Raw genomic sequence first — 13,292 nt, 5'->3', positions numbered from 1 at the left:
ATAAAAGAATGAGTTTTATAACCCAATTAATGAGCCTAATAAAACTATAACGAAACCAACGACACCAATAATAGCTACACCAATAGCGGAAATTTTAGCCAATTCCATATATTCTTTAGTGTCAGGTTTTCTTGCTACTTTTAATACTCTTTTACTGTCTTTAATAAATTTATTGAAAGTTTCTTCTACATTCATTTAAATACCCAAAATTAAGAATTTATAAAATTATAATAAAACTAATAGTAATAAAATAATTTATAATTTAAACATTAATAAATGTTTGCATTTTTACAAAAAAATAAAAAGATAGAATTAGAAGATTCCATCAATGAAATCATCTAATTGGTCACCAGTAGTTTCAGGTTCTTCTTTTTCTTCAGCATACTCGATTTCAGGAGTGCTGTCGACTTCATAATTAGATTTAATGCCTGAAACAACCACAGTGGTTCTAACAGTATTTTGAAGACTTTCATCAATTTGAGTACCCCAAATAATGTTAGCTTCAGGATCTAACTTGTCAGCAACAACTTGGACAATCTTTTCTGCTTCATGTAAAGTTAAGTCAGAACTACCAGATATGTTAACCAAAGCACCAGTAGCATTGGAAATATCAATGTCTAATAATGGGCTGCTTAATGCTTCGTGAACTGATTCTAATGCTCTATCGCCAGTGTCAGATTCACCCATACCAATCATAGCCATTCCAGAGCCACCCATGATACTTCTGATATCTGCAAAGTCTAAACTTACGAGACCTTTCTTAGTAATTAATTCTGTAATACCTTTAACAGCTCTTCCTAAAATTTCATCAGATACCATGAAAGCTTTGTTTAAAGGTAAATTTGGTGCAACTTCTAATAATTTATCATTAGGGATTACAATAACAGTATCAGCTGCTTCTTGAAGTTTTTCTAAACCTTGTTCTGCATTTTCTCTTCTTTTAATACCTTCTGCAGAAAATGGCATAGTAGCTACCGCAACAGTTAATGCGCCTAATTTTTTGGATAATTTAGCGATGATAGGTGCTGAACCAGTACCGGTTCCTCCACCAAGACCACAGGTAACGAATACCATGTCTGCGCCTTCTAATTCATCTCTAATTTCATCTTCACTTTCTTCAGCGCATTCTTCACCTACAGATGGTTCCCCACCTGCACCCAATCCTTTAGAAGTTTGTCTACCTAAAAGGATTTTTTTAGCGGATTGACTATAAAATAAATCTTGAGCATCAGTATTTACTGCAATTGTTGTTGCTCCTTCGATACCCATTTCATTTAATCTTGAAATAGTGTTGTTTCCTGCTCCACCAGCACCAACAACGAATATATTAGTCTTTGCTCCTTTAATCATCTCTATAAGATCATCATCAATATCTGAAGAGAGCTTTTCAGGTGCTTTCTCTTCCATTCTTTGTTCGGATTCTTTGATTGCATCATCTATAAATTTCACAAATGTAACCCCACATACTCTGCTTTAAAATAATTGTTAAATATTTCTATTTTTACTTATATTTAAATGCAACTACTTTTATATAAATATGAAAAAATTTGCAATCATGAAAAAATATTTTTTTAATCTCTCGGCATTGCAATTATTTCATGTATTTTTAAATCAAAAAGATTTTTTGCATTAACAGGAGTTAAAATAACTGCGCTATCTACCCCATGGCCTCTGCCACCAATAGCGATTATTTCTTCACCTACAGGAATAAGTCCTGCATCTGCAGCCATGATTGAGATTTCAGCTCCAACCTTAATTCCATGGGAAAACATTCTGAAAGTGTCAGCTACAACATCCAATGGAGAATAACCTCCATATTTATTGGTCACTCCTCTTGCAGCGCCGCTGAAAGCATGGCTTCCGAAGTATGTTTTTATGCCGACATCCTCAAGTTTCTCAACCATTTCATCTGTAATGTCCGGTTCATTTGGACCGCTGAATCCCATATGATGGGTAACATTGATTATTTCAACATCATCGCCGATAGCATCATATAACTTTAATGCGGATTCTCCAGTTGAAGAAGCTATTAAAACTCTTTTAATATCTGTAGCCACTTCTAATTTATCTTTAACAGCCGCAATTAGTTCATCGGTGTAATTTTCACCTTCCTTGTCGAAATATGTAATAAATTTCCTTGCCATAAAATTCATCCCCATAGATAATTATTTAAAACTTTATCAGTTTATATTAATTATTATAGATAATATTAATAAAGATTTTTATGACAAGCGATAACTTAAAAAATATAAAACATGTAATCAATGGAGATTACATTGTAATTCCTATAGAGACAGGTTACATAAAACCAAATGATAATTTAGATGCAATCATTAATCCCGCAAAGGAATTGATGGAAGATAATGATTATTTAGTAATAGCTGAAACACCAATTTCAGTTTCTCAAAACAGATTAGTCGACGAATCTAAATATAAACCGTCATTAACCGCCAAATTCTTAACTACAGTTTGGAGCAAGTATCTGTGGGGCTATGTCTTTGGGCCTGCATTGAAAATCAAAAAAAGAACCATTAAAAACCTAAGGAAATTGCCCGAAGAAACAAAGGCCCATAAGGAAGTGGTTTTGCAATTATACGGATTGAAGCATGCCTTGAAACCGGCATCTGAAGCGGGAATTGATTTGAGCAACGCTCCGGGAACTTATGTTTCACTGCTTCCCGAAAATCCTGAACAGGTAGCGAAGGACATTAAAAGCGAAATAGGCAAGGACGTTTGTGTGATGATTATTGACACCGACGCTACATACATGAAAAACGGAAAGTATTTTACAGGCCTTCCGATTGCTATTGAAGGGATTGATGCAGACAACGGATTTTTCGGATATGTTAAAGGGCAGCTGTCCCAAAATATGGGATCAACACCGTTGGGGTGCAGTGAAAAAATGGACGTTGAAACTGCTTTGAAAATAGCCAATATTGCTGAAGATTATCAAAAATCACTTTCAACTGAAATGAAAACCATTCATAGTGTTAAAGCAGTTTTAGGTACTGAAATTGATGAGGTTACAATAGAAGACCTGGATTCCATTACACATACTCCGGCAGTGATAATCAGAAAAAAATAACAACAATCCGATTTAAAAATCAGCGGAAAGGCTTAAAAAAAGCCAAAAGATTATTTTTAAAGAAAATTTTATATTAAGTAAATAATATAAATAAATAATGCTTAAAATATTATAAGTTATAAGTAATTTTGCGTAAAATAAACTGAAGGATGAGCTTATGAATATAGACAAATTTGGAAAATACAGGAATATCTTATTGCCGTTGCTTCATTGTGTTGCTGTTATTTTGGGATATTATTTGATATCAGTTTTAATTACTGACTCTTTTTTAATGAATCCGACAAGTGAAGTAACTAGAAATGAAATTTTAATAAGCATTATACTAGCAATAGTTGTTTTGCAGATAGTATTCAGAATCACAAAAAGATATTCAAACATCATCCGTTACGAAAACAACCAAGATTACTTTATGTACATCCTTCTTTCAGTACTGTCCCTAATCATAGTTTCAATAATTGAAGAGATAGTTCTGCATATGAAAAATCCTTCAATCAAGCTTAACTTGGCTGCAGGAATATTGATCGGTATTTTAATCGTTGTATTCCATTTGGTTATAAGATATGCATTGTTGTCAGATATCGCGAATAAGGGAATTAACTACACCGCCGAAAATCAGAAAAAGTTATTAATCATCGGAGGAGGATACTCTGCAAATGACATCATCAAAACCTTGAAGTCAACATTAAAAGGCAAATACGAGATTGTAGGAATAATCGATGACAATAAAAAGCGTATGGGTTATTCTGTTGCAGGAGTAAGAATCATTGGAACTCGAGACGATATAGAAAGAATATGTGAAAAATACCAAATCGATTCAATCTTCTTTACAATTGTAAATATCGACAACCAAAACAAAAAGGAAATTCTTGAAATCTGCAGCAGGACAAACGCAAAAGTAAAAGTATTGCCAAGTTTAAGGGAGCTCATTTCCGAGGAAAACCTATACCAAAGTTTAAGAGATGTCGAAATTGAAGATTTGCTTGGAAGAGACCCTGTAGAACTTGACAACAACAATATAAAAAGCTTGATCAATGATAAAGTTGTTCTCGTGACCGGAGGGGGAGGATCAATTGGTGAAGAGCTCTGCAGACAGGTCATGCTCCATAATCCTAAACAGCTGTTGATGCTTGATATTTACGAAAACAGCCTTTATGATATCGAACTGGAACTTAAAGCGAAATATCCAAATAAGGATATCAGAGCAATAATTGCCAACATCAGAGACGAAAAAAGAATGTTTGAGATATTTGAAGACTATTCACCTGAAATCGTTTTCCATGCAGCGGCACACAAGCATGTTCCATTAATGGAGAACAATCCGACTGAAGCCATTAAAAACAATATTTTCGGAACCTACAATCTGGTGAATGCATGTGACAAATACCATACCAAACGTTTCATCCTAATTTCAACAGATAAGGCAGTCAATCCGACAAACATAATGGGTGCCACAAAAAGAGTATGCGAAATGATTATCCAGGCAAAAGACAAAGAAAGCGAAACCGAATTCGTAGCTGTTCGTTTCGGAAACGTATTGGGCAGTAATGGGTCTGTTGTGCCATTATTCAAAAAGCAAATAGCTGAAGGCGGTCCTGTAACCGTAACCCACAAGGAGATTACAAGATTCTTCATGACAATCCCTGAAGCGGTATCCCTTGTTTTGCAATCAATCACATACGCTAAAGGAGGAGAAATCTTCGTATTGAATATGGGTGATCCTGTTAAAATCTATGATCTTGCAAAAAGTCTAATTGAATTATCCGGATTGAAACTTGGAGAAGATATAGATATTAAGATTACAGGATTAAGGCCTGGAGAAAAACTATATGAAGAATTATTGATGAATGAGGAGAATCTCGAAGGAACAGGGCACGAAAAGATATTTATTACAGAGCCAATGGACTTTACAATGGATGAAATTGAAGAGAAGCTGGATGCCTTTAGAGAGATTATCGATAATGACATTTACGACAAAAATATTATTAAAGAGACAATGAAAAAATGTGTTCCTACTTATCACGAACCTGAAGAAGTTAACGGAGAGTAAAACTATGAATATTCCATTTTCACCACCTGACATAACCGATGAGGAAATTGAAGAAGTAATAGCCGCATTAAAATCCGGCTGGATTACAACAGGACCTAAAACAAAAGAACTTGAAAAACAGATTACTGCCTATTGCGGCAGTGACAAAACCGTGTGCCTGAGTGCTGCTACAACAGCCTTGGAGATGACTTTGAGACTGTTGGGCATCGGTGAAGGTGATGAAGTAATTGTGCCGGCCTACACTTATACCGCAACATGCAGCGTAGTATGCCATGTCGGAGCAACTCCAGTAATTGTTGACAGCCAAATCGACAGGGAAGAAATGGATTACTCTCAAATGAGGGATGCAATCACCGATAAAACAAAAGTGATTATGCCTGTAGACATTGCAGGAATTTTATGTGACTATGATAAAATTTATGAAATAATCGAAGAGAAAAAAGAATTATTTAACGCCACCAACGAATTGCAGGAAGCATTTGGCAGAATTATTGTATTGGCGGATTGCGCTCATGGTTTTGGAGCTGTCAAAGATGATAAGAAAGCAGGATCTCTTGCAGACTTCACCTGTTTTTCATTCCATGCAGTTAAAAACCTGACTACTGCAGAAGGCGGAGCCGTAACCTGGATAGAGCATGAGGGAATTGACTCTGAGAAGATATACAAGCAATTGCAAATTCTTTCACTCCATGGACAAACCAAAGACGCTTTGGAAAAAACCCAAAAAGGGTCATGGGAGTACGATATCCTAATTCCAGCATACAAATGCAACATGACCGATGTTCAGGCAGGAATCGGACTTGGACAATTAAGAAGATATGATTCAATGCTGAAAAGAAGACATGAAATCATCAAAAAGTATGATGAAGGTCTAAAAGACAGCAAAGTCATTTGCCCAAACCATTTCAGCGAATCATCCAAATCTTCCGGCCATTTATATCTTACAAGAATTAAAGACATTTCTTTGGAAGATAGGAATGAAATAATAATTAAAATGGAAGAAAGGGGAATCAGTACAAATGTACATTACAAACCGCTTCCAATGCTAACCGCTTATAAAGATTTGGGATTCGATATTGACGATTATCCAAATGCATATAACTTATTCAAAAACGAAATAAGCTTGCCTATTTATTCAACTTTAACTGATGATGAAGTTGATTATATTATTCAGAATCTTTTAGAAATTTTAGAAGAATATTAGATATATATTTATAATAAAAAAAACATAACTATTATAGATTTTAAATCTAATATCATAATTTATTTTTTTACTTTTTCAGTTTTATGATAAAAGGATTACATAATTTTAGGGGAAATTAAATGATAGATGATCCATTAGTAAAGCAATTATTAATCAATGTTGTTGAAGACGAAAGTAATTTACCTATTGTTAAAGCATTAAATGACGGTATTGAAACTGATGAGGAAATCGCTAATGAAACTGGAATCAAATTAAATATAGTTAGAAAAATACTTTACAGACTTTACGACATGGGAATTGCCAGTTATAAAAGAAGTAAAGACCCTGAAACACAATGGTTCACATATTCCTGGAAATTTGAATCTGAAGAAGTAATCAACCGCATCAATAAAGATTCAGAAAAATATTTAGAAATGCTTAATGAAGAATTGGAACGTGAAGAAAATAACATGTTCTTCGTATGCCCTCAAGGCCATGTGAGACTTGATTTTGACGAATCTTCAGATTATGACTTCATGTGCCCTGCTTGCGGTGAAGAACTAGAATTCCAGGACAACACCCAAACCATTGAACAAATCAAAGAAGATATTAAAATGGTTGAAAGTAATTTTAATTCCTTTAATGAAAAAAACAAATAGATACAAATGGAAATTGAATTGCTTAAAAAGGAGAACACTCCTGAAAACGTTATAGAGCATTGTAAAGCTGTTTGTAAAAAAGCTATGAAAATAGCTGCTAATTTTGAAGATGCAGATGAAGACCTTATTAGAAAAGGTGCTCTTTTGCATGATATCGGAAGATCCAGAACCCACGGCATCACCCATGCAATTGAAGGGGTTGAAATAGCCAAGAGATACGGATATTCCGAAGATGTTTTAAATATTATCGAAAGACATATCGGAGCTGGAATAACTGAACAGGAAGCTGAAAAGCTCGGTCTTCCTAAAAAATCTTATGTTCCCCAGACACTTGAAGAGAAAATTGTCGCACATGCCGATAATCTGATAAGCGGCAGTGATGAAGTGGATTTGGATTTCGTTATAAAGAAATGGAAAAGGAACATTGAAGACAGCGACGACAACATTGAAAGATTAATCAAACTGGATAACGAATTAATTAAAGCCTTTGAGGAATAATTATGAAAGTAATATGTTCAAGTGAAGAGTCTCTTTACCGTCCTGAAGCGGTTAGGTGGAGACAAAGGATGGAAATGATGGAACCTCTTGGAGATACTGTTGTTCTATTGCCCTGCAGTATGAAAAAGCCTTATTCTAATTCTAAATCCCATCAAAAATTTAGAAAGCTTACCCGTTCTTTTCAAGAACTTATCGTCACATCACCTTTTGGAATTTGCCCCAGAGAGCTTGAAAATACCTTCCCGATCCAATCCTATGATGTAAGTACAACCGGAAAATGGTCTGAAGATGAAATTGAAGAAACAGGGAGATTAATTGCAAAATATTGTGAAGGCAAAAAGATTGTTGCAAATCTCGCAGGAGGATATCTGGAATCCTGTGAAGCGTTTGTTGATGACTTTGTCAATGTTTGTGAAGATGGCCGGCCAACTTCTCCAGATTCTCTTTATAACTTAAGGATGGAACTTAAAAACCATCAAAGAATAAACAGAAGGGAAAAGACATTGCATGAATTAAGGTCAATAGCAAAATTCCAATTTGGAGAAAAGGGTGATGGATTCATCCCTGACAATGTTAAAACCAAAGGAATGTACCACAAGAGAATCTTATCCGACGGCAAGCAATTAGCTCTATTGAATAAGGATTATGGATTATATCGCTTGAACTTGCCTGGAGGAGAAATCTTGAAAGATTTGGGAATCCACATTGTTGAAATTGATTTTGATTTACAGACCAATACTGTTTTCGCTCCGGGAATTGATAAGGCGGATCATAAAATTGTGCCCAATGACGAGGTCGTTATAGTGAAAGACGATGTTGTTATGGGCGTTGGAAAAGCCATGATGACCGGCCGTGAGATGGAAGAGCTTGATAACGGTATCGGCGTTAAACTTAAACATAGAGTGAAATAAAATTTTTCTAAAATTTGGTTAGAAAAAATAACAATGTTTATAAATATCTTTGTAAATATTTAATAATACAATAAAATATAGGAGACAAATCATGTCTGAAGAATTAGTAAATAATATTAAAGACGCTATTTCTGTAATTAATGACCCCCACATGGGAATTAGTATTGTAGAAATGGGTATTGTACAAAATATTACTGTTGAAGGCGATCAAGCTGAAATTACCCTCAAACCAACTAATCCTGGTTGTATGAGTATTACACGTATTGCTGCTGATGCTAAAATCAGAGCAGAAAAAGTTGAAGGAATCGAAAATGCAAAAATCATTGTTGAAGGACACGCTATGGCTGACTCCATTAACGAAATGATTAATAGATAATTCTAAAAAATTTTGATTAATTCTATATATAACCGAAAGAGTTATATATAGTAATTAATATAACTATAAGTGTTGACAGTTAACTGTCACTAATATATCATAGGCTAGTGGCACAGCTTGGTTAGCGCGCTCGGCTGATAACCGGGAGGTCATGGGTTCGAATCCCATCTAGCCTACTACAAACTATTTTTTTTAAGAAATTTCATTTTACATGACAACTCTATCTTTTTTTAATGAAATCCATAACAACAAATATATATTACATTCAACATAATCTAACTTAAATGTACAAAAAGTTGGAATGTTGATTAAAATGTGGGAAAGAATTAATGAAAAATTTAAAAAATACCCTGCAAGAATTAGAGTTGCAGAAAAAATGATTGAGCTTGGACTATCACTAAACGAAGACGGGAAAATATACTGCGGAAACCTGAAAATCAGTGACAAATCATTGGCAACAGCCGCAGACGTTGATAGAAGAGCCATCAAATCAACAATCGACATCATAAAAGAGGATCCTGAATTGTATAATCTATTCAGCAACATCATCCCTGCAGGAACACTTCTAAAAAACATTGCGAAAAACCTGGAATTGGGAGTAATTGAAATAGAAGTGGGATCCGAAAGCGAAGGAATACTTGCAAACACAACAAGTTTAATATCAAAAAAAGGCATTGGTATAAGACAAGCTTATGCCGAAGATACAGAGCTTCAACAAACTCCTATATTGACAATAATTACGGAGGAGCCTGTTAAAGGTGATTTAATAAATGAATTTTTAAAAATAAAAGGAGTAACAAGAGTGTCAATCTACTGATTTAAATCAGCCATTCTTGCTTTTTCCATTTCTCTATCTTCTTCTTCAAGAATTTCTAAAAGTTCTTCCCAAGCTTCTAAAGATTCTTTAGCAGCTTCTTCAGTTAATTTTTCAATTGCATAACCAGCATGGATTAAAACATAATCGCCAATTTCTACATCAGGTAAAAGGTCTAATTTAGCTTGTTGTCTTGCTCCACCAAAGTCAGCATATAACCAGTTTTCTTCTTTATTAATTTCAACGACCTGAGCAGGTGCTGCAATACACATAATTTATCTCTCCAAAATTTTAATATAATAATAATATTAAAAGTTAGTATTATATAAAACTATCTAAACAGGTGTTAAAATGAAGAATATTGTTATTGGTTCTGGCCCTGCTGGCAGATTAGGTTCTTTAGAACTGGGCAAACTTGGAGAAGAAGTCCTTTTAATTGAAAAAAATCATATTGCCGGCACTTGCTTGAACGAAGGGTGTATGGTCATTTGTGCATTAACTGACATTACAAAATATATCGACGCGAGCAAAAGATTCAACAGCTATGGGTTTATTAAAAGCCAAGTAGACATTTCCTATGAAAAGATTGTTGAAAAAATTGTTGAAACCCAAGAACTTCTAAGAAAACTCAATCAAATGGAAAACGAAAGCGTCGGCAATCAAGTTATTTACGGCGAAGCGAAGATTGAAGATGGAATCATCAAAGTTAATGATGAAAGTTTCGAATATGAAAATCTGTTGATTGCAACAGGCGCGCGTCCATTCATTCCGGATATAAAAGGCAAGGAATATGGTCTTACAAACAAGGATATCCTAAAAATTGATGATGTTCCCGAAAAGTTAAATATCATCGGAGGAGGAATAATAGCTGGTGAAATAGCTAACATCTACTCAACATTAGGCAGTGAAGTCAATATTCTTGCAAGAAGCTCATTTTTAAAGGAATTGAATGCTGAAACCAAAAGATATGTTCTGGAAAAAATTATGCCTGATGTCAATGTTTATGAGAATACAAATGTTGTTGAAGCATTTGAGAACAAGATTCTTACTGAAAATGGCGATGAACTGGAAGGGACACCATTTTTCGCAACAGGAAGAACTCCGAACAGCGAAATAGCTGAGGGCATCGTTGAGCTAAATCCCGACAAAACAATTAAAGTCAATGAAATGATGAAAACTAGTGTTGATAATATATATGCTGCTGGAGATGTTACTGGAGGATATCAACTGACACCAGTAGCTAGAAAAGAGGGCATCACAGCTGCAAGAAATATGGCAGGATATGGAAATAAAGTAAGCTACAGCTGCATTCCTCAAACATTAAGTTTGAATATGGAAGTGAGTTTTGTTAAAAATGAAAATTCAGAGTGCAGCGAAGATGACAAGACCACCATTTCATTTCCGGGAATTGGCGGACCAGGTGCATTCTGGAACATCCTTAGCGGCGATACCGGATATACGGAAATAGAATTTGACAAAGCTAAAAATAAGATAAACAGCATCAACCACATATCCCCGTCATCAGTAAGCGATGTAGCATATCTCTCTTACCTGATGAGAATGGATTATGACTTGGATGATTATGATGACTTTTTAGAGATTCATCCATCTACCGATACAAACTACAAAATAATAAAAAACATGTGGCTATAAATGCCACTATTCTAATTTTTTCAAGATTCTGTCTGCTAAATCATCAGCAGCTTCAGCACATTGTTTACCGTAAACCAATGCATTCTTTTGAAGTGAGTCATAGTTCTTGAAAGCTTCATCGATGCTTTTGCAAACATCACTGACTTCAGATTCGATGATGGCTCCTTTAAATACTCCAGCCATATTCTGATATCTTCCCCATTTAACTTTCGTAAGGGCAATGATAGGCTTTTCACATGTCAACGCCTCTTCAAGAGACACACCGTCATCTGTAAGAACTGTCAAATCAGAAAACTTGAATAGATGATTGATCCAGTCAATGTATCCGACATAGATGATTTTGTTTTCATCAATCAGGTCATAGTATTCATCATGGAGTGGAATTCCGACCAAAACAAGATTATATTCATCACTGCATTCGGATACCAAGTTTATTCCATCAAGCATTCCCTTAAATATGGATGAACCTGAAGAGAACACTATAGTTTTTTTATTTTCGTCGAAATTGGAAAATTCCTTTAATTTCTGAAGGGCAATTTGAGGATTTCCATCACCCACATCCTCAGACAAAGGATAAAAAGCCTTATCCATATTTTTTGGCAATGTTTCCCATCTGAATTTATCCAATTCGGGCAAAATATAAGATTGATTAAATTTAGGACATACCTTTGAATCAAGAGGTGTTGAAATTAAAGAAAATGTTGGTTTGCGTGCAAATTTACCTCCTAATGAAGCTACAATAGCTCCTCCACCCAATACACCAACAACAAAATCAACTTTCAATTTTTTAATAAGTTTTCTGGCTTTGAAAGTTGCGGTTAACAATTTTAAAGCACCTTTGGCGGCTGACAATTTTGTGGCTGAATGGCCTCCCGCATGGGGAACTGAAATCCTATGCCAGGAATATCCGTTTTTTTCAAATAATGACCCGTGAGCGGATGCATCAAGAGCTATTTCACATTGGACTCCTCTTCTTTCAAGGGCCCTCATGGTATTTAAGGCAACCATCGCATCGCCACCCAAGCCTCTCCCAGTGACAATAAATAATGCTTTCATACAATTACGCTCCTTTTTCCAGTCTTGGAATTTCGTTTCTTGAGGAAAAATTACTTGTATGTGTTGCATATGGATTGTACAGCAATCTTCTGAATCCTAATGATATCAGCAATGGGCTTTTAACTGTGTATTGCTTATCTTTAAGTATCCATTTCCTAAGCAAATCGCCCAAACCTCCGCCGGTTAAGACATCCATGAAATAATCTCCGAAAGTAGGATTATTCATTCCTAATTTTTGGCTGAAGAAAACCCTCAGATTGTTCCTTCTGACAAATGCAATCAATGCTGTGGTTATGATTCCGAGAAGGATTAAGGACCATAGCCCTCCAACATAATAAAATGCCAATCCAAGTGCGACTCCAAAAGTGTGGTTTCCAACTTCGCCCATCATGATCTTTCCTGAAAAGTCAAGCGGACAATATCCTAAACATACTGTAAATATCAGTAGAGGAGTATAGACAGCAGGCAATTCGCCGACCATCGGAGAACCGAAAATCAACATTAGAATTACGGTAACTACGCACATTATCATTGTAACAATACAAGTTGATCCAGGCTGCATGTCTGAAATGTTCATTGGCTGAACCATCAGTGCGATGAAAATTGCGGAAATCCAATATCCTTCAAGAATACCTACAATCATGACCAAAATAATTCCTATACCTCTTGAAAGCTGGCCCCATTCAATTCCTAACGGTTCGAATCTTCTACGTCCTACAATATCATCAATCAATGCAAAAATACCGATGATTAAAATAAGAGTATTTGCGCCAGGTATCATGAAAAAAGACAGGATTATGAATGGAATTACACCGATTGCACGCGGAATTCCTCCCCTTACATTCGGGAACAGATTGCCTAAATAACCCCTTGTACCTAAAAATCTAAAAATAACATTTAGAATCGCAGTACCTGCCGCTGATAAAATAAAAACCAATACAAATGCAATAATAATCGACAAATAGAACATAATAATCACATATAATTTTAATTTTTCATATTATATAAAA

The 13,292-nt window shown here is 35.1% G+C and carries 15 protein-coding genes and 1 tRNA gene; 10 read left to right on the top strand and 6 right to left on the bottom strand.

Going from position 1 to position 13,292, the window contains the following annotated elements; all coding sequences use genetic code 11:
- Positions 1–15: 15 nt before the first annotated feature.
- From QZU81_RS03015 to QZU81_RS03005, 3 genes are all read right to left on the bottom strand, one after another.
- Positions 16–195 carry a protein translocase SEC61 complex subunit gamma gene (locus QZU81_RS03015; RefSeq protein WP_295589363.1) on the bottom strand — a complete coding sequence of 60 codons (180 nt, stop codon included), beginning with the start codon at positions 193–195 and terminating at the stop codon, positions 16–18.
- A 117-nt stretch (positions 196–312) separates the two neighbouring features.
- Positions 313–1,449 carry a cell division protein FtsZ gene (ftsZ, locus tag QZU81_RS03010; RefSeq protein WP_292828369.1) on the bottom strand — a complete coding sequence of 379 codons (1,137 nt, stop codon included), beginning with the start codon at positions 1,447–1,449 and terminating at the stop codon, positions 313–315.
- 122 nt (positions 1,450–1,571) lie between these two features.
- Complete coding sequence (locus tag QZU81_RS03005) at positions 1,572–2,144, bottom strand: pyruvate kinase alpha/beta domain-containing protein (RefSeq protein WP_295589362.1); 573 nt, start codon at positions 2,142–2,144, stop codon at positions 1,572–1,574.
- Positions 2,145–2,224: 80 nt separating this feature from the next.
- On the opposite strand from QZU81_RS03005, the gene QZU81_RS03000 reads away from it, so the two are divergent.
- From QZU81_RS03000 to QZU81_RS02960, 9 genes are all read left to right on the top strand, one after another.
- Positions 2,225–3,085 (top strand): coenzyme F420-0:L-glutamate ligase, encoded by an 861-nt coding sequence (locus QZU81_RS03000; protein WP_292828376.1) that lies wholly within the window; start codon positions 2,225–2,227, stop codon positions 3,083–3,085.
- Positions 3,086–3,242: 157 nt separating this feature from the next.
- On the top strand, positions 3,243–5,132 hold the full coding sequence (locus QZU81_RS02995; protein ID WP_295589361.1) for a nucleoside-diphosphate sugar epimerase/dehydratase: 1,890 nt from the start codon (positions 3,243–3,245) through the stop codon (positions 5,130–5,132).
- A 4-nt stretch (positions 5,133–5,136) separates the two neighbouring features.
- A complete protein-coding gene (locus tag QZU81_RS02990; protein ID WP_295589360.1) occupies positions 5,137–6,336 on the top strand; it encodes a DegT/DnrJ/EryC1/StrS aminotransferase family protein in 1,200 nt (399 codons plus the stop codon).
- 119 nt (positions 6,337–6,455) lie between these two features.
- Positions 6,456–6,974 carry a transcription factor E gene (tfe, locus tag QZU81_RS02985; protein WP_292828385.1) on the top strand — a complete coding sequence of 173 codons (519 nt, stop codon included), beginning with the start codon at positions 6,456–6,458 and terminating at the stop codon, positions 6,972–6,974.
- Between the two features lie 6 nt (positions 6,975–6,980).
- The gene (locus QZU81_RS02980; protein ID WP_295589359.1) at positions 6,981–7,472 is read left to right on the top strand and encodes a TIGR00295 family protein; all 492 of its coding nucleotides are present in this window, start codon (positions 6,981–6,983) and stop codon (positions 7,470–7,472) included.
- Between the two features lie 2 nt (positions 7,473–7,474).
- Positions 7,475–8,383, top strand: a complete 909-nt coding sequence (locus QZU81_RS02975) for a DUF5591 domain-containing protein (protein ID WP_292828391.1) — start codon at positions 7,475–7,477, stop codon at positions 8,381–8,383.
- Between the two features lie 91 nt (positions 8,384–8,474).
- Positions 8,475–8,759 (top strand): iron-sulfur cluster assembly protein, encoded by a 285-nt coding sequence (locus QZU81_RS02970; RefSeq protein WP_292828394.1) that lies wholly within the window; start codon positions 8,475–8,477, stop codon positions 8,757–8,759.
- A 101-nt stretch (positions 8,760–8,860) separates the two neighbouring features.
- Positions 8,861–8,935: transfer RNA gene (locus QZU81_RS02965), tRNA-Ile, on the top strand.
- 125 nt (positions 8,936–9,060) lie between these two features.
- Complete coding sequence (locus tag QZU81_RS02960) at positions 9,061–9,576, top strand: amino acid-binding protein (protein WP_292828397.1); 516 nt, start codon at positions 9,061–9,063, stop codon at positions 9,574–9,576.
- Here the strand turns inward: QZU81_RS02960 and QZU81_RS02955 are convergent.
- On the bottom strand, positions 9,570–9,845 hold the full coding sequence (locus tag QZU81_RS02955; protein WP_292828400.1) for a HypC/HybG/HupF family hydrogenase formation chaperone: 276 nt from the start codon (positions 9,843–9,845) through the stop codon (positions 9,570–9,572). The genes QZU81_RS02960 and QZU81_RS02955 overlap by 7 nt on opposite strands.
- A gap of 79 nt (positions 9,846–9,924) precedes the next feature.
- Between QZU81_RS02955 and QZU81_RS02950 the strand changes: the two genes are divergently transcribed.
- Positions 9,925–11,226 (top strand): FAD-dependent oxidoreductase, encoded by a 1,302-nt coding sequence (locus QZU81_RS02950; protein ID WP_295589358.1) that lies wholly within the window; start codon positions 9,925–9,927, stop codon positions 11,224–11,226.
- Between the two features lie 6 nt (positions 11,227–11,232).
- Here the strand turns inward: QZU81_RS02950 and QZU81_RS02945 are convergent, their stop codons facing one another.
- Complete coding sequence (locus tag QZU81_RS02945) at positions 11,233–12,282, bottom strand: glycosyltransferase (protein ID WP_295589357.1); 1,050 nt, start codon at positions 12,280–12,282, stop codon at positions 11,233–11,235.
- A 4-nt stretch (positions 12,283–12,286) separates the two neighbouring features.
- Positions 12,287–13,252, bottom strand: a complete 966-nt coding sequence (locus QZU81_RS02940) for a cell wall biosynthesis protein (protein ID WP_295589356.1) — start codon at positions 13,250–13,252, stop codon at positions 12,287–12,289.
- Positions 13,253–13,292: the final 40 nt, after the last annotated feature.

Source organism: uncultured Methanobrevibacter sp., assembly GCF_902770715.1.
Lineage (GTDB): Archaea > Methanobacteriota > Methanobacteria > Methanobacteriales > Methanobacteriaceae > Methanocatella.
The sequence above is the reverse complement of the archived record's forward strand: the minus strand, read 5'-3'. Positions and strand labels throughout refer to the sequence as shown.

Excerpts from the sequence above, each read along its gene's own strand:
- QZU81_RS03015 (WP_295589363.1), bottom strand. The coding sequence starts at position 195 with ATGAATGTAGAAGAAACTTTCAATAAATTTATTAAAGACAGTAAAAGA.
- QZU81_RS03005 (WP_295589362.1), bottom strand. The coding sequence starts at position 2,144 with ATGGCAAGGAAATTTATTACATATTTCGACAAGGAAGGTGAAAATTAC.
- QZU81_RS03000 (WP_292828376.1), top strand. The coding sequence starts at position 2,225 with ATGACAAGCGATAACTTAAAAAATATAAAACATGTAATCAATGGAGAT.
- QZU81_RS02995 (WP_295589361.1), top strand. The coding sequence starts at position 3,243 with ATGAATATAGACAAATTTGGAAAATACAGGAATATCTTATTGCCGTTG.
- QZU81_RS02990 (WP_295589360.1), top strand. The coding sequence starts at position 5,137 with ATGAATATTCCATTTTCACCACCTGACATAACCGATGAGGAAATTGAA.
- tfe (WP_292828385.1), top strand. The coding sequence starts at position 6,456 with ATGATAGATGATCCATTAGTAAAGCAATTATTAATCAATGTTGTTGAA.
- QZU81_RS02980 (WP_295589359.1), top strand. The coding sequence starts at position 6,981 with ATGGAAATTGAATTGCTTAAAAAGGAGAACACTCCTGAAAACGTTATA.
- QZU81_RS02975 (WP_292828391.1), top strand. The coding sequence starts at position 7,475 with ATGAAAGTAATATGTTCAAGTGAAGAGTCTCTTTACCGTCCTGAAGCG.
- QZU81_RS02970 (WP_292828394.1), top strand. The coding sequence starts at position 8,475 with ATGTCTGAAGAATTAGTAAATAATATTAAAGACGCTATTTCTGTAATT.
- QZU81_RS02960 (WP_292828397.1), top strand. The coding sequence starts at position 9,061 with ATGTTGATTAAAATGTGGGAAAGAATTAATGAAAAATTTAAAAAATAC.
- QZU81_RS02955 (WP_292828400.1), bottom strand. The coding sequence starts at position 9,845 with ATGTGTATTGCAGCACCTGCTCAGGTCGTTGAAATTAATAAAGAAGAA.
- QZU81_RS02950 (WP_295589358.1), top strand. The coding sequence starts at position 9,925 with ATGAAGAATATTGTTATTGGTTCTGGCCCTGCTGGCAGATTAGGTTCT.
- QZU81_RS02945 (WP_295589357.1), bottom strand. The coding sequence starts at position 12,282 with ATGAAAGCATTATTTATTGTCACTGGGAGAGGCTTGGGTGGCGATGCG.
- QZU81_RS02940 (WP_295589356.1), bottom strand. The coding sequence starts at position 13,252 with ATGTTCTATTTGTCGATTATTATTGCATTTGTATTGGTTTTTATTTTA.